The sequence below is a fragment of the Aeromonas sp. R10-2 genome (genome assembly GCF_040908445.1).
Lineage (GTDB): Bacteria > Pseudomonadota > Gammaproteobacteria > Enterobacterales > Aeromonadaceae > Aeromonas > Aeromonas veronii.
In genome coordinates, this window is the sequence record NZ_JBFODS010000064.1 from 1 (window position 1) to 21,936 (window position 21,936).

The 21,936-nt window shown below is 56.6% G+C and carries 21 protein-coding genes; 15 read left to right on the forward strand and 6 right to left on the reverse strand.

All coding sequences use genetic code 11. The features are described from left to right. Window positions 1-33: 33 nt before the first annotated feature. The 3 genes from AB5Y97_RS13225 (at window position 34) to AB5Y97_RS13235 (ending at window position 4,963) form a co-directional block, all read left to right on the forward strand. Window positions 34-3,543: a VWA domain-containing protein gene (locus tag AB5Y97_RS13225; RefSeq protein WP_368158138.1), complete on the forward strand. Its 3,510-nt coding sequence runs from the start codon at window positions 34-36 to the stop codon at window positions 3,541-3,543. A gap of 87 nt (window positions 3,544-3,630) precedes the next feature. Further along, window positions 3,631-4,191, forward strand: coding sequence for a hypothetical protein (locus AB5Y97_RS13230; protein ID WP_368158140.1), 561 nt, complete (start codon window positions 3,631-3,633; stop codon window positions 4,189-4,191). A 55-nt stretch (window positions 4,192-4,246) separates the two neighbouring features. After that, on the forward strand, window positions 4,247-4,963 hold the full coding sequence (locus AB5Y97_RS13235; protein ID WP_021229694.1) for an SIMPL domain-containing protein: 717 nt from the start codon (window positions 4,247-4,249) through the stop codon (window positions 4,961-4,963). A 136-nt stretch (window positions 4,964-5,099) separates the two neighbouring features. Here the strand turns inward: AB5Y97_RS13235 and ahpF are convergent, their stop codons facing one another. From ahpF to AB5Y97_RS13250, 3 genes are all read right to left on the reverse strand, one after another. Further along, on the reverse strand, window positions 5,100-6,680 hold the full coding sequence (gene ahpF / locus AB5Y97_RS13240) for an alkyl hydroperoxide reductase subunit F (protein WP_076495810.1): 1,581 nt from the start codon (window positions 6,678-6,680) through the stop codon (window positions 5,100-5,102). A gap of 124 nt (window positions 6,681-6,804) precedes the next feature. Beyond that, the gene (gene ahpC, locus AB5Y97_RS13245; RefSeq protein WP_005337335.1) at window positions 6,805-7,371 is read right to left on the reverse strand and encodes an alkyl hydroperoxide reductase subunit C; all 567 of its coding nucleotides are present in this window, start codon (window positions 7,369-7,371) and stop codon (window positions 6,805-6,807) included. A 688-nt stretch (window positions 7,372-8,059) separates the two neighbouring features. Beyond that, on the reverse strand, window positions 8,060-8,506 hold the full coding sequence (locus AB5Y97_RS13250) for a CBS domain-containing protein (RefSeq protein WP_013723842.1): 447 nt from the start codon (window positions 8,504-8,506) through the stop codon (window positions 8,060-8,062). Window positions 8,507-8,718: 212 nt separating this feature from the next. On the opposite strand from AB5Y97_RS13250, the gene queA reads away from it, so the two are divergent. The 7 genes from queA (at window position 8,719) to nlpI (ending at window position 15,688) form a co-directional block, all read left to right on the forward strand. Continuing rightward, entirely contained in the window at window positions 8,719-9,771 is a 1,053-nt protein-coding gene (gene queA / locus AB5Y97_RS13255; RefSeq protein WP_201946059.1) for a tRNA preQ1(34) S-adenosylmethionine ribosyltransferase-isomerase QueA, read from the forward strand. Between the two features lie 74 nt (window positions 9,772-9,845). Next, on the forward strand, window positions 9,846-10,982 hold the full coding sequence (gene tgt / locus AB5Y97_RS13260) for a tRNA guanosine(34) transglycosylase Tgt (protein WP_069555774.1): 1,137 nt from the start codon (window positions 9,846-9,848) through the stop codon (window positions 10,980-10,982). A 52-nt stretch (window positions 10,983-11,034) separates the two neighbouring features. After that, window positions 11,035-11,370 carry a preprotein translocase subunit YajC gene (yajC, locus tag AB5Y97_RS13265; protein ID WP_005337327.1) on the forward strand — a complete coding sequence of 112 codons (336 nt, stop codon included), beginning with the start codon at window positions 11,035-11,037 and terminating at the stop codon, window positions 11,368-11,370. An 18-nt stretch (window positions 11,371-11,388) separates the two neighbouring features. Further along, window positions 11,389-13,242 carry a protein translocase subunit SecD gene (secD, locus tag AB5Y97_RS13270; RefSeq protein WP_201946061.1) on the forward strand — a complete coding sequence of 618 codons (1,854 nt, stop codon included), beginning with the start codon at window positions 11,389-11,391 and terminating at the stop codon, window positions 13,240-13,242. Window positions 13,243-13,252: 10 nt separating this feature from the next. Continuing rightward, entirely contained in the window at window positions 13,253-14,200 is a 948-nt protein-coding gene (gene secF, locus AB5Y97_RS13275) for a protein translocase subunit SecF (RefSeq protein ID WP_005337322.1), read from the forward strand. A gap of 84 nt (window positions 14,201-14,284) precedes the next feature. Then, window positions 14,285-14,653, forward strand: coding sequence for a rhodanese-like domain-containing protein (locus AB5Y97_RS13280; protein ID WP_019446086.1), 369 nt, complete (start codon window positions 14,285-14,287; stop codon window positions 14,651-14,653). 90 nt (window positions 14,654-14,743) lie between these two features. Beyond that, window positions 14,744-15,688, forward strand: coding sequence for a lipoprotein NlpI (nlpI, locus tag AB5Y97_RS13285; RefSeq protein ID WP_005351017.1), 945 nt, complete (start codon window positions 14,744-14,746; stop codon window positions 15,686-15,688). 64 nt (window positions 15,689-15,752) lie between these two features. Here nlpI and AB5Y97_RS13290 read toward each other — a convergent pair whose 3' ends face one another. Continuing rightward, window positions 15,753-16,625, reverse strand: coding sequence for a U32 family peptidase (locus AB5Y97_RS13290; RefSeq protein ID WP_368158145.1), 873 nt, complete (start codon window positions 16,623-16,625; stop codon window positions 15,753-15,755). 11 nt (window positions 16,626-16,636) lie between these two features. Continuing rightward, complete coding sequence (locus tag AB5Y97_RS13295) at window positions 16,637-17,632, reverse strand: peptidase U32 family protein (protein WP_064341956.1); 996 nt, start codon at window positions 17,630-17,632, stop codon at window positions 16,637-16,639. Window positions 17,633-17,821: 189 nt separating this feature from the next. Between AB5Y97_RS13295 and AB5Y97_RS13300 the strand changes: the two genes are divergently transcribed. Further along, window positions 17,822-18,355, forward strand: coding sequence for an SCP2 domain-containing protein (locus AB5Y97_RS13300; RefSeq protein ID WP_005344837.1), 534 nt, complete (start codon window positions 17,822-17,824; stop codon window positions 18,353-18,355). On the opposite strand, the gene AB5Y97_RS13305 is transcribed toward AB5Y97_RS13300, so the two are convergent. Further along, a complete protein-coding gene (locus tag AB5Y97_RS13305) occupies window positions 18,308-18,724 on the reverse strand; it encodes a hypothetical protein (protein WP_368158147.1) in 417 nt (138 codons plus the stop codon). The genes AB5Y97_RS13300 and AB5Y97_RS13305 overlap by 48 nt on opposite strands. 187 nt (window positions 18,725-18,911) lie before the next feature. On the opposite strand from AB5Y97_RS13305, the gene trmJ reads away from it, so the two are divergent. The 4 genes from trmJ (at window position 18,912) to iscU (ending at window position 21,923) form a co-directional block, all read left to right on the forward strand. Further along, window positions 18,912-19,634 carry a tRNA (cytosine(32)/uridine(32)-2'-O)-methyltransferase TrmJ gene (trmJ, locus tag AB5Y97_RS13310; RefSeq protein ID WP_201946066.1) on the forward strand — a complete coding sequence of 241 codons (723 nt, stop codon included), beginning with the start codon at window positions 18,912-18,914 and terminating at the stop codon, window positions 19,632-19,634. A 92-nt stretch (window positions 19,635-19,726) separates the two neighbouring features. Then, window positions 19,727-20,230, forward strand: a complete 504-nt coding sequence (gene iscR / locus AB5Y97_RS13315; protein ID WP_026035025.1) for a Fe-S cluster assembly transcriptional regulator IscR — start codon at window positions 19,727-19,729, stop codon at window positions 20,228-20,230. Between the two features lie 53 nt (window positions 20,231-20,283). Then, a complete protein-coding gene (locus tag AB5Y97_RS13320) occupies window positions 20,284-21,498 on the forward strand; it encodes an IscS subfamily cysteine desulfurase (protein ID WP_013723838.1) in 1,215 nt (404 codons plus the stop codon). Window positions 21,499-21,539: 41 nt separating this feature from the next. Next, window positions 21,540-21,923, forward strand: coding sequence for a Fe-S cluster assembly scaffold IscU (gene iscU / locus AB5Y97_RS13325; RefSeq protein ID WP_005333813.1), 384 nt, complete (start codon window positions 21,540-21,542; stop codon window positions 21,921-21,923). The last annotated feature ends 13 nt before the right edge of the window (window positions 21,924-21,936 follow it).

The following is a 21,936-nucleotide window of genomic DNA, read 5'->3' on the forward strand; positions in this document are numbered from 1 at the left end:
TTCCAGGTCTCGGCCAGCGATGGGATCAAGGAGGTGGTGATTGGTGGCGTGACCTTCTCGGTGGCGACGCTCAAGACCTTCTCGGTCGGTGCGCCATCGGCAGGGATCAACACGGGGGAAGGCACCCTCAAGGTGATTGGTTACAGCAGCGCCGACGGGGACAAGAGCGCGACGATCACCTACAGCTACACACTTAATGCGGCGCAGACACACACGCAACCAGCGAATGACACCACCCTGACGGACGTGGTGGGAGTGACCGTGAACGGGGTGGGTGGCAGCACAGACAGCGGCAGCTTGACGATCGCCATCATCGATGACGTACCGGTCGCCCAAGATAACTGTGTTGTCATTGCTGAGACTGGTTTGCCACCGTTCAACCTCGTCATGGTGATCGACACATCAGGCAGTATGCTATGGCAGATTGGTACTAACACCATTGGTTCTCCCAATCGCTTGGAACTGGCCAAGGATGCCCTGAACCACATGATCGACTCGTATGTGGCGCTGGGGGTTCCATTGGTCATTACGGTCATTGATTTTGCCAGTGGTGCAGTCCTGATCCCACAAACCAGTGATCCTGATGTGGCCAAGGCCAGCATTTCCGGTTTGCCGACGGATGGCGGTGGTACCAACTACAACGCCCCCCTGGTACTGGCACAGAATCAACTGACAACGGATTTGGCAAACCCAGCCTTTGTCGGGTATGAAACCAAGGTCTATTTCCTGTCGGATGGCGCGCCCAATGAAGGCAATGTCCCCGCCGGCTGGACCAGCTTTGTGAACAACAACAACGTTGAAGTTTACGCCGTTGGTCTGAACGTGAGCGGCAATGCCTCGGCGATCGCCCAGCTGGGACTGGTGGAAGACAACGGAGATGCGGTGACGCTGGTCAACAATATCTATGACCTGGATGCCACTTTGCAGGCGACTGTGCCGCCTCCTGCCACTGGCAATGTGATCACTGATGTGGATGCCAGTGCTGGCGTAGACAGTGCCGGTGCCGATGGTCCCTCAACTGTTTTGCAGGTCAGCTTTACTGTCAGCAATCCGGGTGATTATGTGGGTGTTGCTGATAGTGTTAATGGCAATGTGGTGACTTTCCTGGTGCAAGGAGGGACGACAGGCCCCATCACTACACCTCTGGGTGGGCGTTTGATCGTGAGTGCAGACGGCACTTACTCCTACACACCGCCCAATGATGTGGCTGTCGATACACAGGAGAGCTTTACCTACACCATCATTGATGGTGATGGAGACAAATCCAGCGCGTTGCTGAAGATACTGGTGCTGGATACCACTCCGATTATGGCCTCGGTGTTTGAGGATGGTTTACCAACCGGGCTGCCTGGTAACAATCCTACCTTGACCACAGTAGCTGGTTCCCTCGCCCATTTGGTGGTTGATAGCGTGGGTGTCAATTTCGGTGTCGGTAGTACAGCCGGTTTGCCTGTTCTGACTTCAGGTGGCGTGGCGATCACCTACAGCATCATTCATGGTGTCGGAGTCGATACCCTAGTGGCGAAGGCTGGCAGCAAACCTATCTTTACGCTGGTTGTCGAGACTGATGGGGATTACACCTTCACCCTGGAAGGGCCAATAGATCATGCCGAGATGGATGGCAACGATCTGGAACTGAAAGCGCTAAATCTCTCCAGTGCGATTACTGCCCACGAAGGCGTGGACAGCGTGACTCTGGTTCGAAATTTCATCGTACAGGTTGAAGATGACGTGCCGGTTGTTATGACGCCAGCCGTGGGCGTTATGCTGAATCAATCCGGGGTGACTGGCACCTTCCTGCTGGATGGTGATGGTACCTTGGCAAACAACTATGGTGCGGATGGTGGGAGCATCCGTTTTGGCAGTGTACTTAATGGTTTCATTAGCGGAATGACGTCGGGTGGCTTACCCATTACGTATACGTTATCAGCAAACGGAACCATACTGACGGCCGCAACAGTTGCTGGGACTGTCTTCATCGCGACCTTGCAGCCCGCCTCTGCCACCTACCAGGTCCAGATGATAGGAGAGGTGGATGGCGGACAGACCACGATAGACTTTAATGGTGGCGGCTATAACTTCGTCGGTGGCAACGGGCCTTGGGCTGGATTCACCGCTGCGGCGAATGACAGCAAGGATCTGCTGCTGACGGCGATGACGGGTGGGGTGGACGGCGGCACAGTCAATACCACAGCCCATAGCGGGGGGATCAGCGGAGGCGCATCTATCGGCATCGGTGAGGCTATGCGGATCGACTTTGTTGTCGATCTGACAGGTTCCCCTGGGAGCAGTGGGTCATATGGGGATCCAGCTACTCATGCTTTCGAGGCACATTACGATGTCAATGGTGCTTCCGCATTGATGACAGCGATAACCAGCAGTTCCAGCGTAAGGCTGGTTGCTCGTCAGGATGTAGATAGTGATAACGACATCGGCGATGGTACTAAGGAGTCGCTGACTGCCGTGGCAATCAGCTACAACGGTGCGACCAGGATTGTGAGCATCGGGGCTGGCATGTCCCAAACCGTTAATGTGGGAGGTAAAGACTTTACAGTCAAGTTTACTGATGATGATCCTGGAGCTGGTGTTGCCTATGTTGCGACAGTGGATGGGGTTGTCTCCAATACCAAGCTGGCAGCCTATACCGCGGATGGTTATAACAGTTTGGAGTTCCATCATGCAGGTGGTAATACCTTCAAGATTGGGGACTTTGGATCCAGTGTTGCGACCCCCGGGGTGCCGCTCAGTTTACAATTGCCTATCACGTTGACGGACGGGGATGACGATGCGGTGCGCAGCAACATAGCCCTTAACCTGTTGCCGGAAGCGCCCTTTACCCTGGATTATGACAACGCCGTCAGCGGCGTGAACGTAACCTTCAACAGCACGCAAGGACATGCTATCGGCTCTGATTTCAATGACAGCATCACGGGCAACAGTCTGGACAATATCTTGTCTGGCGGTGATGGTGATGACTTGTTGTACGGAATGTTGGGCAAGGATAGCCTGGTGGGTGGCAAGGGCAACGATACGCTGGATGGTGGCAGCGGCAATGATACCCTCTATGGAGAAGCTGGTAATGACACACTGATCGGTGGGATTGGTAATGACATATTGCAAGGAGGAGATGGCAACGATCTGCTGATCGGAGGCTTAGGCAGTGAGACCATGACGGGCGGTACTGGCAGTGATACCTTCAAGTGGATTGCTGGCAATGCGGATGGTAGTACCGATACCATTACCGACTTTTCGTTGGGCAAAACGAGCAACGGTGGTGATGTTCTCGATCTGTCGGATCTGCTTGTTGGCGTTCCCTCAGTCGCGAATAACAATGATCTGGCAACAATACTGAACAACTACTTGAAGTTTGATGCCACGGCTAACAAGTTGACCATTGATACTAATGGGCTGACTACTGGAGGCTCCCAACTGACGGTGCAGTTCCAGGGCAGTCTGGACTTGGATCATAATGGTGGGTTGACATCAAACCACGATATCATTAAGCAGTTGCTTGATGACGGCAATCTCAAGGTTGATCCGTAACCAGCGAATGGGGCCTGGCTCTCTCTGGCCCCTGTTTTTTCTCAAGGTGGATGGATAAGATAGCGGCAGTAGAGGAGAGGGGTAATCATGCAGTCATTCAACTGGGTCGACATTGATGGCATCCGTTATAGCTGGGATGGACAGGGGAACATTACCTGCGCAGGCCAGTTTGGCTATCAGGCCTCGATCGCGGGGGATCGGCTGGATGGGATGGAGATTGAGAATGAGGCCGGTGATGTAGCGGGCTCGCTCTATGTTGACTTCGCTACGGCCTCTATCACTTATGTGCCGGTCATGGATACCGAGTCTGCCCATAACATGATTTTGGTTGGCCATCATCAGGGGCAGCAGGAGTATCCGCTGGCCAGTTTTCACTCTCCGTTGTTGCAAGATTTGCTAGGACCATCTGATACCATCCCTTGGTCTGCGATGGAGGAGGATAGTGGTGGCACCAATATCGGACAGGCGGTGCAAGGACTCGTTCTGTCGTGGGACTCGTTCCATTTCGATGATGAGGTGTTGGTCTGTGGCGTGGCTCCTGCGCTGGATATGGCAAACCAGAGCCAGGATCCCGGCAGCATGGTCACCATTAGTCTCGATCTGACCAATCAGATACTGGATCAACTCCCCCCCTTGCACGATATATAAATCCCGTAGCTGCACGGGCATAATGGCCTCAATCTTTCCGATTGAGGTTTTTTCTATGTGGCGTCCCCTTCTTACTCTTTCCGCTCTGGTTGTCAGTGCTCCGCTGCTGGCGATTGAAGTGCCGCAAGCGCCCCATCTGGTGGTGAGCGGTTATGCCGAGCAGAAGACCGAACCCGATATGCTCACCCTCAATGTGGCGGTGAGTGCACTGGATAAGCAGGGCCTCAAGGCCAAGCAGCAGGTCGATACCAAGGTCGCAGCCTTTTTCAGCCAACTGGAAGGGTTGGGGATCAAGCGCAGCGATGTTGAGGCTGGCAACCTGATGGTCTCGCCGGAATATCAGTATGGCGAGAACAAGAAGCCGGTATTGCTGGGATATCGTGCCCAGCGGCAATTGGCGGTCAAACTCTATCAACTGGATAAATTGAGCCCCCTGATGGATACCGCACTCAAAGCCGGGCTGGAGTCCGTATCCCAGATTGAGTACGGGTTGAAATCGCCGCAGGTCATCAAGGAGCAGGCCCGTTTGAATGCCGTTGAGGATGCCAAAACCAAGGCTGAATCTCTGGCCAAGGCGTTCGGGATGAAGCTTGGCAAGGTCTACAGTGTGGAGTACCGCAATGCTTCACCCATTACCGCCTACAGCCGCAACCTGAAGGTGGTGCAGGCCATGGCGATGGCTGCTCCCGCGCCGGATATGGCGGACAACAGCTATCAACAACAGCAGATCACGGTAAGTGATAATATCGAGGCTGTTTTCTTGCTGGAGTGATGCCCGTCGTTTAAGTCCAGTCATGAACAACCCCGCCATTTGCTGCGGGGTTTTTATTGCGCATCGATGCAGATATAAAAAAGCCGACGCTCGTGTTTACTTAATCGAGCGTCGGCTTTTTGTTGCGCTGGTTTTATCAGGCGGTCACAGCATCAGCTTTGGTCGCTTCCGGCGCCGGGTTGCGGATGAGGTAATCAAACGCACCCAGTGCGGCGGTGGCGCCAGCACCCATGGAGATGATGATCTGCTTGAACGGTACCGTGGTGGCGTCCCCTGCGGCGTAGACGCCGGGCAGGGAGGTCGCCCCTTTGGTATCGATCTCGATCTCGCCAAAGCGGGTCAGGGCAATCTCGCTCCCTTTCAGGAACTCGGTGTTCGGTACCAGGCCGATCTGGACGAAGATACCAGCCACCGCCAGGTGTTTGATCTCGCCTGTGGTTCGATCTTCGTAGTCCATACCGACCACCTTGCTGCCATCACCGATCACTTCGGTGGTGCGAGCGCTCATGATGATGTCGATATTGCCCATGGAGCGAGCCTTCTTCTGCAGCACTTCATCGGCTCGCAGGGTGTCGGCGAACTCCACCACAGTCACATGCTCGACGATGCCAGCCAAGTCGATCGCTGCCTCGATGCCGGAGTTACCGCCACCGATCACAGCTACTCGCTTGCCCTTGAAGAAGGGACCATCGCAGTGCGGGCAGTAGGCCACACCCTTGGTGCGGTACTCGAGCTCGCCTGGTACGTTCAGATCACGCCAGCGCGCACCGGTAGCCAGGATCACGGCGCGGCTCTTCAAGGTGGCGCCAGAGGCGAGATCCACGTTCACATATCCATCTTTGCTGATAGCGGCGGCGCGCTGCTCGGTGATCACTTCCACGCCGTACTCTTTGACGTGCTGCTCCAGGCTGGCGGCCAGCTTGGGGCCTTCGGTGTAGGGCACGGAGATAAAGTTCTCGATACCGACGGTGTCCATCACCTGACCACCGAAACGCTCGGCAACGATGGCGGTGCGAATGCCTTTACGGGCGGCATAGATGGCCGCTGCGGCGCCAGCCGGGCCACCGCCCACCACCAGTACGTCGTAGGGATCTTTCTCATTCAGCTCGGCAGCCTTGCGCTCGGCGGCGCCGGTGTCGAGTTTGGCGACGATCTCTTCGAGTGAAATACGGCCCTGGCTGAACGGTTGGCCGTTCAGGTAGACATTCGGTACCGCCATGATTTGACGCTCGGCGACCTCTTCCTGGAACAGGGCGCCGTCGATCATGGTGTGAGTGATGCCGGGGTTCAGGGTCGCCATCAGGTTGAGGGCCTGTACTACGTCCGGGCAGTTGTGGCAGGAGAGGGAGATATAGGTCTCGAAGTGGAACTCACCCTTGAGATTGCGGATCTGCTCCTGCACAGCCGCATCGGCCTTGGAGGGGTGGCCGCCGCTTTGCAGCAGGGCGAGCACCAGAGAGGTAAATTCATGACCCATGGGGATGCCGGCGAAGTGAACGCGCGGGGCTTGGCCCTGCGGCGCGACACTCATGGAAGGCTTGCGAGCGGCAGTGCCAGAGGTCTGGGTGATCTTGGGGGACATCTCGGCGATCTCGCTGGCCAGTGCCAGCAGCTCTGCAGATTTGTCGCTGTCGTTGCCGGACACGCTGATCTCGATGGGATTGACGATGTACTGCAGATAGGTGTTCAGCTGTTGTTTGAGGTTGGTATCCAACATCTTCGAATTCCTTCTTGTGATTGCGGGTCGGCGTGAGATGTAAGCCGTAAAGCAGACCGGCGCCTTTGCTTGGGGCCGGAAACAAAACCGGCCCTTATGCGGGCCGGTCTTGGAAGCGGGAGGCTTAGATCTTGCCTACCAGGTCCAGGGACGGGGCCAGAGTGGCTTCGCCTTCTTTCCATTTAGCCGGGCACACTTCACCCGGGTGGGAGGCAACGTACTGGGCTGCTTTGACTTTGCGCAGCAGTTCCAGTGCGTCACGGCCGATGCCGCCAGCGTTGATCTCGACGATCTGGATGATGCCCTGCGGGTCAATCACGAAGGTACCGCGGTCAGCCAGACCAGCTTCTTCGATCATCACACCGAAGTTGCGGGTGATGGTACCAGTCGGGTCACCAATCATCGGGTACTGGATCTTCTGAATGGTGTCAGAGGTGTCGTGCCATGCTTTGTGAGTGAAGTGGGTGTCGGTAGAGACAGAGTAGATCTCGACGCCCAGTTTCTGGAATTCAGCGTAGTTGTCAGCCAGGTCGCCCAGCTCGGTCGGGCAAACGAAGGTGAAGTCAGCAGGGTAGAAGAAGACCACGGACCACTTGCCTTTCAGGTCAGCGTCAGACACCTGAACGAATTTGCCATTGTGGTAGGCGGTAGCATTGAACGGCTTGATTTCAGTGTTGATGTAGGTAGACATGTAATTGCTCCTTGGTGATGTATATATGCCGGTCTGGTGTTGAAGACTCTTGCCAGACGAGGCGCTTAACTTTCGATGGATTCATCATAGGGGCTTCAGCTAATCGATAAAAGCCGCAATTTTGAATCGCTTAAATCTACTTATTAGATAGCTCACTATGGCTGTACCTAACATGAATATCTCAGGCCTACTGAGATAACTCCTTGTCGTGGTTCAATATCTGTGCGCTACATCGCCTTTTCAAGGCATAAGAAGGGGTGTGCAGAGTCACGATGACGCGATGAGATAAACGGTGGTGCAAACAGGTGGCGCAGGAGGTTGAGGCAGCTGCTTGCAGCGATGGGGATGTGCTGGCAAGGGGAGGCAGAAAGGCGCAGATAAAAAAATCCCGGCGCTATCGCAACGACAGGGCCGGGTCATCAAACAAGGAATGGCTATATAAACAAATGCTTTACAGCAAAGACTAACTACGGGGTGTGCAAACTTGCAGACATATGAGAGGAAGATAATGGGTGCACAATCCCTCGTCTCCCCCTCGGCAACTATTGCATGAGAGGATGATAGTGTGACACAGATCACAAGGCAAGTATTTGGTGTAATTTTTCAATCAAAATGAAAGTGTTTCATCATTTCAGCTCATTTTGACGGCTGAAACGCTTTTATTGTAATTTAATTACATGTAAATCTATCAAAAGTCGGTAGGTGGTTCCTGCTCTTCCATCAATTCCAGCAGGTTGATGGCCACGGCAATGAAGTCCGACTCGGTGACAATGCCGATGAGCTTGCGTCCTTTGAGGACCGGCAGGCAGCCATATCTGTGCCGCTGCAGGTAGAGTGCCGCCTCCTTGATGCCGGCGTGAGGATCTACGCTCGCCACTTGCCGTGTCATGATCTCGTCGAGTTGCACGCTGTCGGTAAATTCGGCTTCCCGCTCCGGGCTGATGAGCAGCAGCTTGGATTCCCGGGTGGCCAGGATATCGGTGAGGGTTACCAACCCCAGCAGGTGGTGCTGCTCGTCGACGATGGGAATGTGGCGGATCCGCTCCTGCTGCATCAGGTCCATCGCCTGTTTGACACTGTTTGACGGACCCAGAGTGAAGGGGTGTTCGGTCATGATTTCGGATAGGGTCATCATGGTGGGCCTCCTTGTGTATCTGCTTTCACCCTAGCCCAGCCCCAACTGGCAAAACATGATCAGGGTCAATACAGAACATTAAAGAATCATTAACCGGAGGTGTGTCTCAATATTGCTCGCTACCCCTTGTCTCTCTTGGGTTTTTGGTCTTTTGGGTTGCCTTGGAAGATGGGGATAACTAGACTAGCCGCCGATTCCCCCCGAGGTGAAAGATGCAAGTATCCGATTTTCATTTTGATCTGCCAGACGAGCTGATTGCCCGCTATCCGATGGCAGAGCGTACCGCCAGCCGCCTGTTGCAGCTCGATGGTCAGACTGGCGCCCTGCGCCACGGTCAATTTGTGGATGTGCTGGATCAGCTCAATCCGGGTGACCTGCTGGTATTCAATAACACCCGTGTCATTCCGGCGCGCATGTTTGGCCAGAAGGCCAGCGGCGGCAAGCTGGAGGTACTGGTCGAGCGCATTCTGGACGATCACAGCGTGCTGGCCCATGTCCGTGCCTCCAAGGCGCCCAAGCCCGGCACCCGGATGATCATGGATGGTGGTGTGGAGGCAGAGATGCGCGCCCGCCACGACGCCCTGTTCGAGATCCACTTCCTCGACCCGCGTCCGGTGCTGGAGATTTTGGAGGCCATCGGCCACATGCCGCTGCCCCCCTATATCGACCGTCCCGACGAGGATGCCGACAAGGAGCGCTACCAGACCGTTTACAATCAAAAGCCGGGCGCCGTTGCCGCGCCGACCGCCGGCCTGCACTTTGATGAGCCGCTGCTTGAGAAAATTCGGGCCAAAGGGGTTGAAACGGCCTTCGTCACCCTGCATGTAGGGGCGGGGACCTTCCAGCCGGTGCGGGTTGAGAAGATTGAAGATCACCACATGCACTCCGAGTATGCGGAAGTGCCGCAAGAGGTGGTAGATGCCATCGCGGCCACCCGTGCCCGTGGTGGCCGGGTGATTGCGGTGGGGACCACGTCGGTCCGTTCGCTGGAGAGCGCGGCCAAGGTCACCCTGGCCCAGGGCAAACCGTTGGCGCCCTTCTTTAGTGACACCGATATCTTCATCTTCCCTGGCTACCAGTTCCAGATCGTCGATGCCATGGTCACCAACTTCCATCTGCCGGAGTCGACCCTGATCATGCTGGTCAGCGCCTTTGCCGGTTATGACAACGTGATGGCGGCCTATCAGGCAGCCGTGGCCGGGCAGTACCGTTTCTTCAGCTACGGGGACGCCATGTTCGTCACCCGTCGCCAGGTTGAAGCATAAGCTTCAGCTTATTTACCGGGCCGTGAGCGGCCCTCCTATTGTCAGACTGTTTATCTGACGCAACCGAGGTAGCAATGAAATTTGAACTGAAAACCACCGACGGCCGTGCCCGTCGCGGTCAACTGGTCTTCGAACGTGGTGTGGTACAAACGCCGGCCTTTATGCCGGTCGGGACCTACGGCACCGTCAAGGGGATGACCCCGGAAGAAGTGCGTGAAACCGGCGCCCAGATCCTGCTGGGTAACACCTTCCACCTCTGGCTGCGCCCGGGTCAGGAAGTGATGCGTGCCCACGGCGATCTGCATGACTTCATGAACTGGCAGGGCCCGATCCTGACCGACTCCGGTGGTTTCCAGGTGTTCAGCCTGGGCCATATTCGCAAGATCACCGAAGCGGGCGTCCACTTCCGTCACCCCATCAATGGCGAGAAGATCTTCCTCGACCCCGAGAAGTCCATGGAGATCCAGTACGATCTGGGCTCCGACATCGTGATGATCTTCGACGAGTGCACCCCGTACCCGGCCACTTATGAAGAAGCGCGCAAGTCCATGGAGATGTCCCTGCGCTGGGGCAAGCGCTCCCGTGAAAAGTTTGATGCGCTGGGTAACAAGAACGCCCTGTTCGGCATCATTCAGGGCTCGGTCTACGAAGATCTGCGGGATGTCTCCCTCAAGGGGCTGCTGGAGATCGGTTTCGACGGTTATGCGGTCGGTGGTCTGGCGGTGGGTGAACCCAAAGAGGACATGCACCGCATCCTCGAGCACGTCTGCCCGAAAATTCCGGCTGACAAGCCGCGCTACCTGATGGGTGTCGGCAAGCCGGAAGATCTGGTGGAAGGGGTGCGCCGTGGTATCGACATGTTCGACTGCGTCATGCCGACCCGCAACGCCCGCAACGGCCACCTGTTCACCACCGATGGCGTGGTGAAGATCCGCAATGCCCAGCACCGCAACGACACCAGCACCCTAGATGCCGAATGCGATTGCTACACCTGCAAGAACTACAGCCGTAGCTACCTGCACCATCTGGACAAGTGCAACGAGATCCTCGGTGCCCGTCTGAATACGATTCATAACCTGCGTTACTACCAGCGTGTGATGCAGGGTTTGCGGGACGCGATCGAGCAGGGTAAATTAGACGACTTTGTAACAGAGTTTTACCGTCGGCAAGGGAAGCCTGTGCCTCCGTTAGCTGAAAATGACGTTAAATAACAACAACATATAATTTTGTTTTTTTAAATCTACATCAATAAGAGGTTGTTAAATGAGCATTATCTCCAAGGCGTATGCAGAAGGCGCAGCACCGGGTGCACAGGGTGGTGGTATGGAAATGATCATCATGCTGGCCGTATTCGGCCTGATTTTCTACTTCATGATCTATCGTCCCCAGGCCAAGCGTGCCAAGGATCACCGCAATCTGATGAGCTCCTTGTCCAAGGGTGATGAAGTGCTCACTTCCGGTGGCCTGGTTGGCAAAATTGCCAAAGTGGCTGCAGACAGCGATTACCTGGTGATCGCCCTGAACGACCAGACTCAAGTCACCATCAAAAAGGACTTCGTCTCTGCCGTTCTGCCCAAGGGTTCTATCCAGTCCCTTTAATCTCCCAAGGAGCACAGCGTGTTGAATCGCTATCCGCTGTGGAAATACCTGATGGTGATCCTGGTGATCGCCATCGGTTTTCTATATGCAGCCCCCAATCTTTACGGCGAAGATCCGGCTTTGCAGGTTTCTGCCAGCCGTGGTGCCGAAGTCAAGCTAGATACTCTTGATCTGGTGAAAGAGACCCTTGAAGCGGCCAAGATCCCGGTCAAACATGCTGCATTCGAGCACGGTTTTATCCTGATCCGTTTCAAGAACACCGAAGACCAGCTGAAGGCGCGTGATATCGTTGCCAACAAGCTGGGCGACAACTTCATTACCGCACTCAACCTGGCACCTTCCACTCCCGCCTGGCTCGAAGCCATCGGTGCGGCGCCTCTGAAGCTGGGTCTTGATCTGCGCGGTGGTGTGCACTTCCTGATGGAAGTGGACATGGCCGAAGCACTGACCAAGCAGCAAGAGCAGATGGTGCAGGATTTCCGCTCCGAGCTGCGCACCCAGAAGATCCGTTACTCCGGCGTGCGCCGGGTCGGTGATCAGGTGCAGGTGATCTTCCGTGACGAAGCCGATCAGGAACGCGCCGTTTCTCATCTGCGTCGTCAGAACCCTGATTTGACTTTCACTACCGAGCAGAAAGGGGATGAGTTTATCCTGCTGGCTGGTCTGAGCGAAGCCAAGATCAAGGAAGTGAAGAAGTACGCCCTCGAGCAGAACATCACCATCATCCGTAACCGGGTCAACGAACTGGGTGTGGCCGAGCCGCTGGTACAACAGCAAGGCGCCGAGCGCATTGTCGTTGAACTGCCCGGTATTCAGGATACCGCCCGCGCCAAGGAGATCCTGGGGGCAACCGCGACCCTGGAATTCCACATGGTCGATGAGACTGCCGACATCCAGGCTGCGGCCGATGGCCGTGTCCCACCCAGCTCCAAGCTCTACAACGATCGCAACGGTCGCCCTGTGGTGCTGCAAAAGCGGGTGATCCTGACCGGTGACCACATCGTGGGTGCCCAGTCCGGTTTCGACGAGTACAGCCGTCCCCAGGTCAACATCAAGCTGGATGGCCAGGGTGGCAACAAGATGGCCAACTTTACCAAGGACAACGTCGGTAAAGGGATGGCGACCGTTTTCATCGAGTACAAGCCGGTCGGTCAACCGGGTCCGGATGGTAAGCGCAAGTTCCGCAAGCAGGAGGAGGTGATCAACGTCGCCACCATCCAGTCGCGTCTTGGCAGCCAGTTCCGTATCACAGGTATCGACAATGCCAACGAAGCCCACAACCTGGCGCTGCTGCTGCGTGCCGGTGCCCTGATCGCCCCGATCCAGATCGTGGAAGAGCGCACCATTGGCCCGAGCCTGGGTCAACAGAACATCGACAGCGGTATGGAAGCCATCGGCTGGGCCATGCTGGTGATCGTGCTGTTCATGGGGATCTACTACCGCGCGTTCGGCTGGGTTGCCAACCTGGCGCTCTGTATGAACCTGGTGTTGATTGTCGGCATCATGTCGATGATCCCTGGTGCCACCATGACCCTGCCGGGTATCGCCGGTATCGTCCTGACGCTGGGTATGGCGGTGGATGCCAACGTGCTGATCTACGAGCGTATTCGTGAAGAGATCCGCAACGGTCGCGGTGTTCAGCAAGCCATCCATCTGGGCTTTGATCGGGCATTCTCCACCATCGCCGACTCCAACGTGACCTCGCTGATCACCTGCGTGATCCTGTTCGGTATCGGTACTGGCGCCATCAAGGGCTTTGCCCTGACGCTGGGCATTGGTCTGACCGCCTCCATGTTTACTGCCATCACAGTTTCCCGTGCCATTATCAACCTGGCTTGGGGTGGACGGCGTATCGACAAGCTGCCCATCTGAGGATAGAGAGATGTTTCAGATTCTACATTTTGAAAAACCGATCCCGTTTATGCGCTATGCCAAGCCGGGTGTGGTTTTCTCTTCCGTGCTGATGGTGGTAGCCCTGTTCTTCCTGTTTGATCGGGGGCTGAACTGGGGTCTGGACTTTACCGGTGGTACCACTATCGAGGTGGGGTTCCAGCAGTCGGTGAGCCTGGACAAGATCCATGACGCTCTGGAAGAGCAGAAGATTGAAGGGGCAACCCTGCAACACTTTGGCTCCAGCCGTGACGTGCTGTTCCGCCTGACCCCGAAAGAGGGGGTCAAGGTAGAACAACAGGGTAACGAAGTGCTGGCGGCTGCCAAGCAGCTCGACGAGGGCGCAGTGCTCAAACGCGTCGAGTTTGTCGGCCCTTCCGTGGGGGATGAACTGGCGACCGATGGTGCGCTGGCGATGCTGGCCTCCATCCTCTGTATCCTGGCCTACGTGGCAGTGCGTTTCGAATGGCGTCTGGCGCTGGGGGGCATTCTCTCCCTGGTGCACGACGTGGTGATCACGCTGGGTGTCTTTGCCTACTTCCAGTACGAGTTCGACCTGACTGTACTGGCGGCACTGATGACCCTGGTGGGTTACTCCCTGAACGATACTATCGTGGTGTTCGACCGCTTGCGGGAGAACTTCCGCAAGGTGCGTAAAGGGGATACCGAGTACATTCTGGATCTCTCCATGACCGAGACCCTGAGTCGTACCATCATCACCTCCGGCCTTACCTTTATCGTGGTGCTGGCGCTGCTGCTCAAGGGCGGTGCGCTGATCCACGGTTTTGCCGTGGCCATGGTGATCGGTGTGGCGTTCGGTACCTACTCCTCCATCTATGTGGCGAGTGCGTTTGCCATGTTCCTCGGCGTCAAGCGCGAGCACATGCTGCCCACCCAGGTAGAGAAAGAGGGTGCGGATCAACAGGAAATCCTGCCGTAACAGTGAAGAGCGCCTCATGGCGCTCTTTTCTTATCTCTGCGTGTCGTTTGCTGACGCACATGATTTAAACAACAGGAGTTTGTCATGCATCACAATCCCCGTTTTTTGGCGCTGGTTGACGGGATCCGCTCCCGCATCACCGAAACCGATGTTCACCAGATCAAGCGCTGGCAGGATGAAGGGCGCACGTTTCACCTGATCGACGTGCGGGAAGAGAGCGAGTGGGCCAAAGGCCATCTGCCCGGTGCCCGATATCTGGGTCGTGGCGTGATTGAGCGGGATATCGAGACCCAGTTCCCGGATCTCGAGACCGAGCTCTACCTCTATTGTGGTGGTGGTTTTCGCTCAATTCTGGCGGCGGACAACCTGCAACAGATGGGTTATCGCAAGGTGATCAGCGTCGACGGCGGGTTTCGCGGTTGGTGCGATGCCGGATACCCTGTCGAATCCTGATTTATTTGAGGTAGAGGGGCACAGCTACATGACAAAGCGGCAGTTGACCTTTACCATATGCGGGGTCAAGCGTAAGCGTCGGAGTGTTCATTGAACGTCAGGAAAGGGATTGGATACCTCCTCGGTATCCTGTTGTTGCTTCCCATGTGGGGTTGCAGCAGTAGCAGTCAGGTTAACACCCCCAAGGTTCCCAAGCCGCAGCCTGCTTCACTGGTGTTGGCGACCCCCCTGCAGGTCTCCTACCAGAGTGAGCTGGCGCTCGCCCGACTCGGGCAGATGCTCAGTGAAATGGAACTGACCACCGAGCAACGGGCAGAGTTGTTCTATGAGCGTGCCGTGGTGTTTGATCGGGTTGGTCTGCGTTCCCTCGCGCGGCTCGATTTCAACCGTGCCCTGCGGGAGAAACCGGATTTCGCCGAGGCCTACAACTTCATCGGCGTCTATCTGGTACAGCAGCAGAATTACGACGAAGCCTATGATGCCTTCGATTCCGCCCTCGAACTGGCGCCGGACTATGACTATGCCTATCTCAACCGTGGCATCGCCCTCTATTACGGCAACCGTCCCGAACTGGCCGCGGCCGATATGAAGCGTTTCTACGAGGCGCAGCCGGAAGACCCCTATCGGGTGATCTGGCTCTATCTGGCTGAGCAGAAACTCGACCCGTCGGCCGCCATGAGCCGGATGCGCGAGCGTCTCAACAAGTACGATGACGACGCCTGGAACTGGGATCTGGTTCGCCTCTATACCGGCGAGATCAACGCTTCCCAGCTGATGGGCAACGTGGTGAAAGGGGTGAAGGATAACCGGGAGCTTGCCGAGCGCCTGTGTGAAACCTACTTCTATCTGGGCAAGTTCGAGCTGGGCAAAGGCAACCGCAAGGAGGCCATCAGTTACTTCAAGCTGGCCTTATCTAACAACGTCTATGACTTCATCGAGCACCGCTATGCGCTGCTGGAGCTGGAGTTGATGGCGCGCAAGCCCTTGCCGCCAGGTGCCCAGAGCGCTCGTAACAAGGGTGATCAGCCCTCCTGAACCACTGCCAGATAGTGGTAAAAAGGCCTCGCGATGAGGCCTTTTTGTTGGGCGTATGGCGGGTTTACTCCACCAGGCTCATGCCGGGGATCTGGCGCCAGTAGCCGTTGCAGTCACTTCCTTGCTGCAAGGAGAGGGGAGCCTGGCCCTGCCGGTTGACTTTGAAGCGGGCCAGCATCTCCAGCGTCTCCATCCCTTGCGGCGAAAGCCTGACCACATCTACCAGACCTTCCATACCAGCCAGCTCGTTACCCAGGTTGTAGCAGTAACCGGACTGGGTCTGGATCCCGTTGAGATTGAACACCCGCTGCCCCTCGCGGCTGTTGGCCAGTCGTCCGGTGGGGTAGTTGATGCAGGCGAGCTCGCAGTTGTCTTTCGGTTTGTCGAGGGAGCGGGCGGTGAAGCAGCGCGCCGAGTAGGCGAGCGGCAGATGGCCGTAGGCAAACACCTCCACCTCAAATTGGTCGCGTAGGGGGCCCAGATCCTGATTGAGCTGGATCAGCCAGTCACGGGAGAGCTCCACCGGCATGACCCAGCGTTTCATCCCCTGTTTGAGCAGCATGCGCAGCACATCTGCGTTATAGGCGTTGATGGCGGGACCACAGACGAAGGGGATCTCTGCCTCCCAGGCGAGTTGCACCGTACCGAGATCGTTGGCTTCGACCATCAGGTCGCCATTGTCGACCAGCCGCTTCACCTCCTTGAGCTCGGAAGGGGCGGAGATAAGGGCGAGGGTCGAGAGCACCACCTGCTTGCCGGAGTTGGCCACCTGACGGGCCAGCGCAATCCAGTCATCGACTTTGAGTTCGCGCCGCTTGCTGCAGACGGTCTCCCCCAGATAGATGATGTCGGCCTGACTGTCGGCAGCGGCATGGTAAAAGGCTTCGGTATCGGCTTTGGGCCAGTAGAAGAGCAGAGGCCCGAGAGAAAATTGCATGGGTGGACTCCTTATTGCCACTGACGATGGTAGGCGCCGAGGGTAGTCTGGCTACCTTCGGAGACGCGGGCTAGCTGGGCATCCCACTCAGCTTTAACCTGATAGGCCTCGGGATTGGCCTGATAGGCATCGATGGCTGCACGCCAGACCCGGGTCACTTGCTCCACATAAGCGGGGCTGCGCTGGCGCCCTTCAATCTTGACCGACTGGATCCCGGTCTTGAACAGCTCGGGCAGGAGACCCAGGGTATTGAGACTGGTGGGCTCTTCCAGCGCGTGGTAGGTCTGGCCATCCACGTCGAAACGCCCTTTGCAGAGGGTCGGGTAACCGGCATTTTCGCCCGGGCCATAGCGGTCGATCAGCACCTCGTTGAGCCGCGACTCGAGACCATTCGGGGTCTCTTCCCAACGGACGAACTTGGCCGGTGAGCAGGCGCCGACGGTGTTGGGACTCTCGCCAGTCATGTAGGAGGAGAGATAGCAGCGCCCCTCGGCCATGATGCAGAGGCTGCCAAAGGCGAATACCTCAAGGCCAACATCGGTCTCGCGGGCCAGCTGCTTGACCTGATGCATGGAGAGCACCCGGGGCAGCACCACCCGTGTGACATTGAATTGCTGCTGATAGAAGCGAATGGCGGCGGCATTGGTGGCGCTGGCCTGCACCGAGACATGGAGTTCCATCTCGGGGTAGTGGCGGCTGGCATAATCCAGCACGGCGAGATCGGCGATGATTAACGCATCGGCGCCGAGGGCCACCCCGCGATCAACCGCCTGTTTCCATCGAGTATCGGCCCCGGGATGGGCAAAGGTATTGATGGCAATATGCAGCTTGCGACCATGTTGATGCACATAATCTACCGCCTTCTCCAGTTTGCTGTCGGTAAAGTTGAGACCGGCAAAGTGGCGTGCATTGGTGTCATCCTTGAAACCGATATAAACGGCATCGGCCCCGTTATCCACGGCGGTTTTCAGTGCCGGCAAACTGCCTGCCGGACAGAGTAATTCCATTGGTACGCTCCGAGAGTGCATATGAAGGGCAAACGAGCCCTGATTGTATGCAGCCATGCACTCCCGCTTTTTGACCTGAGGCAGCTTTATGTGGCTTTACCCTTCTTGAGGTAACCCTGCACAAGTTTGATTTCCAACAGGATCTTGCCACTCTCCCTGTGTTTGAATGCGCAAAAAAGGGAGTCTATCGTGTTTCAACAACTGCAACGCCGCCTGGTCGAACAGGCTCCGCGCTTCTTGCGCCATCCCCTCAAGCTGGTTCCCTTCAATCTGCAAAAGCAGCTGATGGAGAGTTTGCTGGCCCGGGTATTCAAAGAGGCTATCGAAGATGGCGATTTCGAGTTTCTGGCAGACAAGTGGCTGAAAGTCGAAGTCTCTGATCTGGAGCTGTGCTGGTTTATCAGTGAGCAGAATGGCCAGCTGGTGGTAGCTCGCGAGTGTGACAAGGCCGATGTCTGCTTCAGCGGTACCGCCAACGACCTGATCCTGATTGCCGGTCGCAAAGAGGATCCGGATTCGCTCTTTTTCCAGCGCAAGCTGAAGATAGAAGGGGATACCGAACTGGGCCTTGAGGTGAAAAACCTGATGGACAGTCTGGATCTCGATGGCTTGCCAAGCCTGATGAAGTATCCCCTGATGGATCTGGCGACGTTTATCGAACGCGCCCGCACCGAGTCAGCGCAGGCTCCGGTGCAGACGGCGCCGGGCGGGATCCCGTCTTAAGTGGGCAATCACCCCATGGGCATGGCGACGATAATGGTGCCGTGCCCAGAGGCAACGACAGGCCCACAGACAGGGCACCAAGGCGATGAGTGCCGCAGGGGCGGGCAGCTGTGCCATGGCCAGCCCCGCAGCCAGCCAGATGAAGGGCTGCGCTTCATACAGCCACTCCGGCTGCAGCCAGCGTTTGGTCGGAAAGATAATCAGATCGGTACGCCGGTAGCTGGAGCGCATCATCCAGGTCACCGCTCCGGCGATAAACAGCAAGGCGCCTGCAAACCAGAGCAGGGGCTGTTCACTCAACGTAATCATGGCAATGGCTGCCAACAGGTAGAGGCTGGGCAATCTCTCATAGATAAAGGGAGGAAGCATGGTGTGTTGTCTCCTGTGCCGTTTATCGGATATCCATCAAGTTTAGTCCCCCCCTCTCACTTCCCTCATGCTGGTTTGTTATACAAACGGGTGGTTTTGTTCTGAAATGGCTCGGCTTTTACGGTGCCAACATCGTGTTCTATTATGTTACAATTGCGCGCCATTTTTGACTGAAGATTGACTGGGCATGTTGGATCAGATTCGTATCGTTTTGGTAAACACCTCTCATACCGGCAACATGGGGTCTGCGGCACGCGCCATGAAGACCATGGGGTTGACCCAGCTGGTATTGGTTGATCCGCAAGCCTTGCCGGATGACAATGCCTTCGCCCTGGCGGCTGGTGCCAGCGATGTGCTTGCCAATGCCCGTATCGTCCCGGCTCTGGACGACGCGATCGCCGATTGTGGTTTGGTGATTGGCACCAGCGCCCGCTCTCGAACTCTGAGCTGGCCCATGCTCGATCCCCGTGAGGCCGGCGAAAAGTCGGTGGTTGAGGGGATGCAGCACCCGGTCGCGCTGGTGTTTGGCCGTGAACGCACCGGTCTCACCAATGACGAGTTGCAAAAGTGCCACTACCACGTGGCCATTCCGGCCAATCCTGATTACAGCTCCCTCAATCTGGCCATGGCGGTGCAGACCCTCTGTTACGAAGTGCGGATGCGCTGGCTGCAGGGGCAGGCCGCCGAGCCTGAAGATGAGATGGCCTATCCGAGTGCCGCCCAGCTGGAAGGGTTTTATCAGCACCTGGAACAAACCCTGATGAAGACCGGTTTTATTGCCGATGACCATCCGGGTCATGTGATGAGCAAGCTGCGTCGCTTGTTCAATCGGGCTCGGCCGGAAGCAGCTGAGCTCAACATTCTGCGCGGTATTCTGACCTCGGTGCAGAAAGCGCACGTACCGGATTAATCCGACTGATTTACTCAACCATATACTTGACTGATTTGGTCGGGTATGTGACCATGTGCCCCATTAAATTGCTTCGCAAGACGGTAAGGCACATGAGACTGACTTCAAAAGGACGTTACGCTGTAACCGCCATGCTCGACGTGGCGCTGCATGCAGAGCAGGGGCCCGTCCCCCTTGCCGATATTTCCGAGCGCCAGGGCATCTCGTTGTCCTATCTCGAGCAGCTCTTTGCCCGCCTGCGCAAACATGGTCTGGTGAGCAGCGTGCGTGGCCCGGGCGGTGGTTATCGCCTCGGGTTGGCTCCAGGCGAGATTTCGGTTGGTCAGGTGATCACCGCGGTCGATGAGTCGGTCGATGCAACCAAGTGCCTCGGCAAGGGCGGTTGCCACGGCGGTACCCAGTGCCTGACTCACTCCCTGTGGCGCGACCTGAGTGAGCGGATCTCCAGCTTCCTCGGGGATATCACGCTGGCCGAGCTGGTACGCCAGGCCGATGTGCGCCGGATTGCCGGCAAGCAAGATGAACAAATGAAGACCGTGTTGTCCCTGGTTGATCGGGCAGAACACGGCGATGTGAGCTTGAAAGTCCAACTATAAACGTGCTTTCCACAGCGGGACTCTGTATGACCCGGACTGTGACGGAGAAAAACATGAAACTGCCTATTTACCTTGATTATTCGGCAACCTGTCCGGTGGACCCGCGTGTCGCAGAAAAAATGATGCAGTGTCTCACCATGGATGGCCTGTTCGGCAATCCGGCTTCCCGTTCTCACCGCTTTGGCTGGCAAGCCGAGGAGGCGGTGGATCTGGCCCGTAATCAAGTGGCAGATCTGATCGGTGCCGATCCCCGCGAGATCGTCTTCACTTCCGGTGCGACCGAATCCAATAACCTGGCCATCAAGGGTGTTGCCCACTTCTATGCCAGCAAGGGCAAGCACATCATCACCTCCAAGACCGAACACAAGGCGGTGCTCGATACCTGTCGCCAGCTGGAGCGTGAAGGGTTCGAGGTGACCTATCTTGAGCCGATGCCCAACGGCCTGTTCACTATCGAGATGATCGAGAATGCCATGCGTGATGACACCATCCTGGTCAGCATCATGCATGTGAACAACGAAATCGGCGTGGTTCAGAACATTGCCGCCATCGGCGAGTTGTGCCGTTCCCGCAAGATCCTGCTGCACGTGGATGCCGTTCAGAGTGTGGGCAAGATCCCGGTAGATGTGGAAGCACTGAAAGTGGACCTGCTCTCCGTCTCAGCACACAAGGTGTATGGTCCGAAAGGGATCGGTGCACTGTTTGTTCGCCGCAAACCCCGCGTTCGTCTGGAAGCCCAGATGCACGGTGGCGGCCACGAGCGCGGCATGCGTTCCGGTACTCTGCCGACCCACCAGATCGTCGGGATGGGCGAAGCTTTCCGCATCGCCAAAGAAGAGATGGTGAGTGAAGGCGAGCGTATCTTGGCACTGCGCCAGCGTCTGTGGAATGGCATCAAGGATATTGAAGCCGTCTACATCAATGGCGATCTGGAGCAACGTGTTCCGGGCAACCTCAACGTCAGCTTTGCCTATGTGGAAGGGGAATCCCTCATCATGGCGCTGAAAGATTTGGCGGTCTCTTCCGGTTCGGCCTGTACCTCCGCCAGCCTGGAACCCTCCTATGTGCTGCGCGCACTGGGTCTGAACGACGAGCTGGCACACAGCTCCATCCGTTTCAGCATGGGTCGCTTCACCACCGAGGAAGAGATTGACTACGCGGTCAAGCTTATTCGTGACTCCATCGGTCGTCTGCGCGAGATGTCCCCCCTGTGGGAGATGTACAAAGACGGCGTCGATCTGAACACGGTCGAATGGGCTCATCACTGATCCACCGGGTCAGTGAGCAACAGAATTAGCAGGAGTGAGATATGGCTTACAGTGAAAAAGTAATCGACCACTACGAGAATCCTCGCAACGTCGGTGGTTTCGACAAGAATGATCCCAGCGTTGCAACCGGCATGGTCGGTGCGCCCGCCTGTGGCGACGTGATGAAGCTGCAATTGAAGATCAGCGATGAAGGCATCATCGAAGATGCCAAGTTCAAGACCTACGGCTGCGGTTCTGCCATCGCCTCCAGCTCCCTGGTGACCGAATGGGTCAAGGGCAAGACCCTGGACGAAGCGGCTGGCATCAAGAACACCGATATCGCCGAAGAGTTGGCCCTGCCACCGGTGAAGATCCACTGCTCCATTCTGGCCGAGGACGCCATCAAGGCCGCCATCGCCGATTACAAGCAGAAGAAAGGTCTCTAAGCGCCGGAGAGCA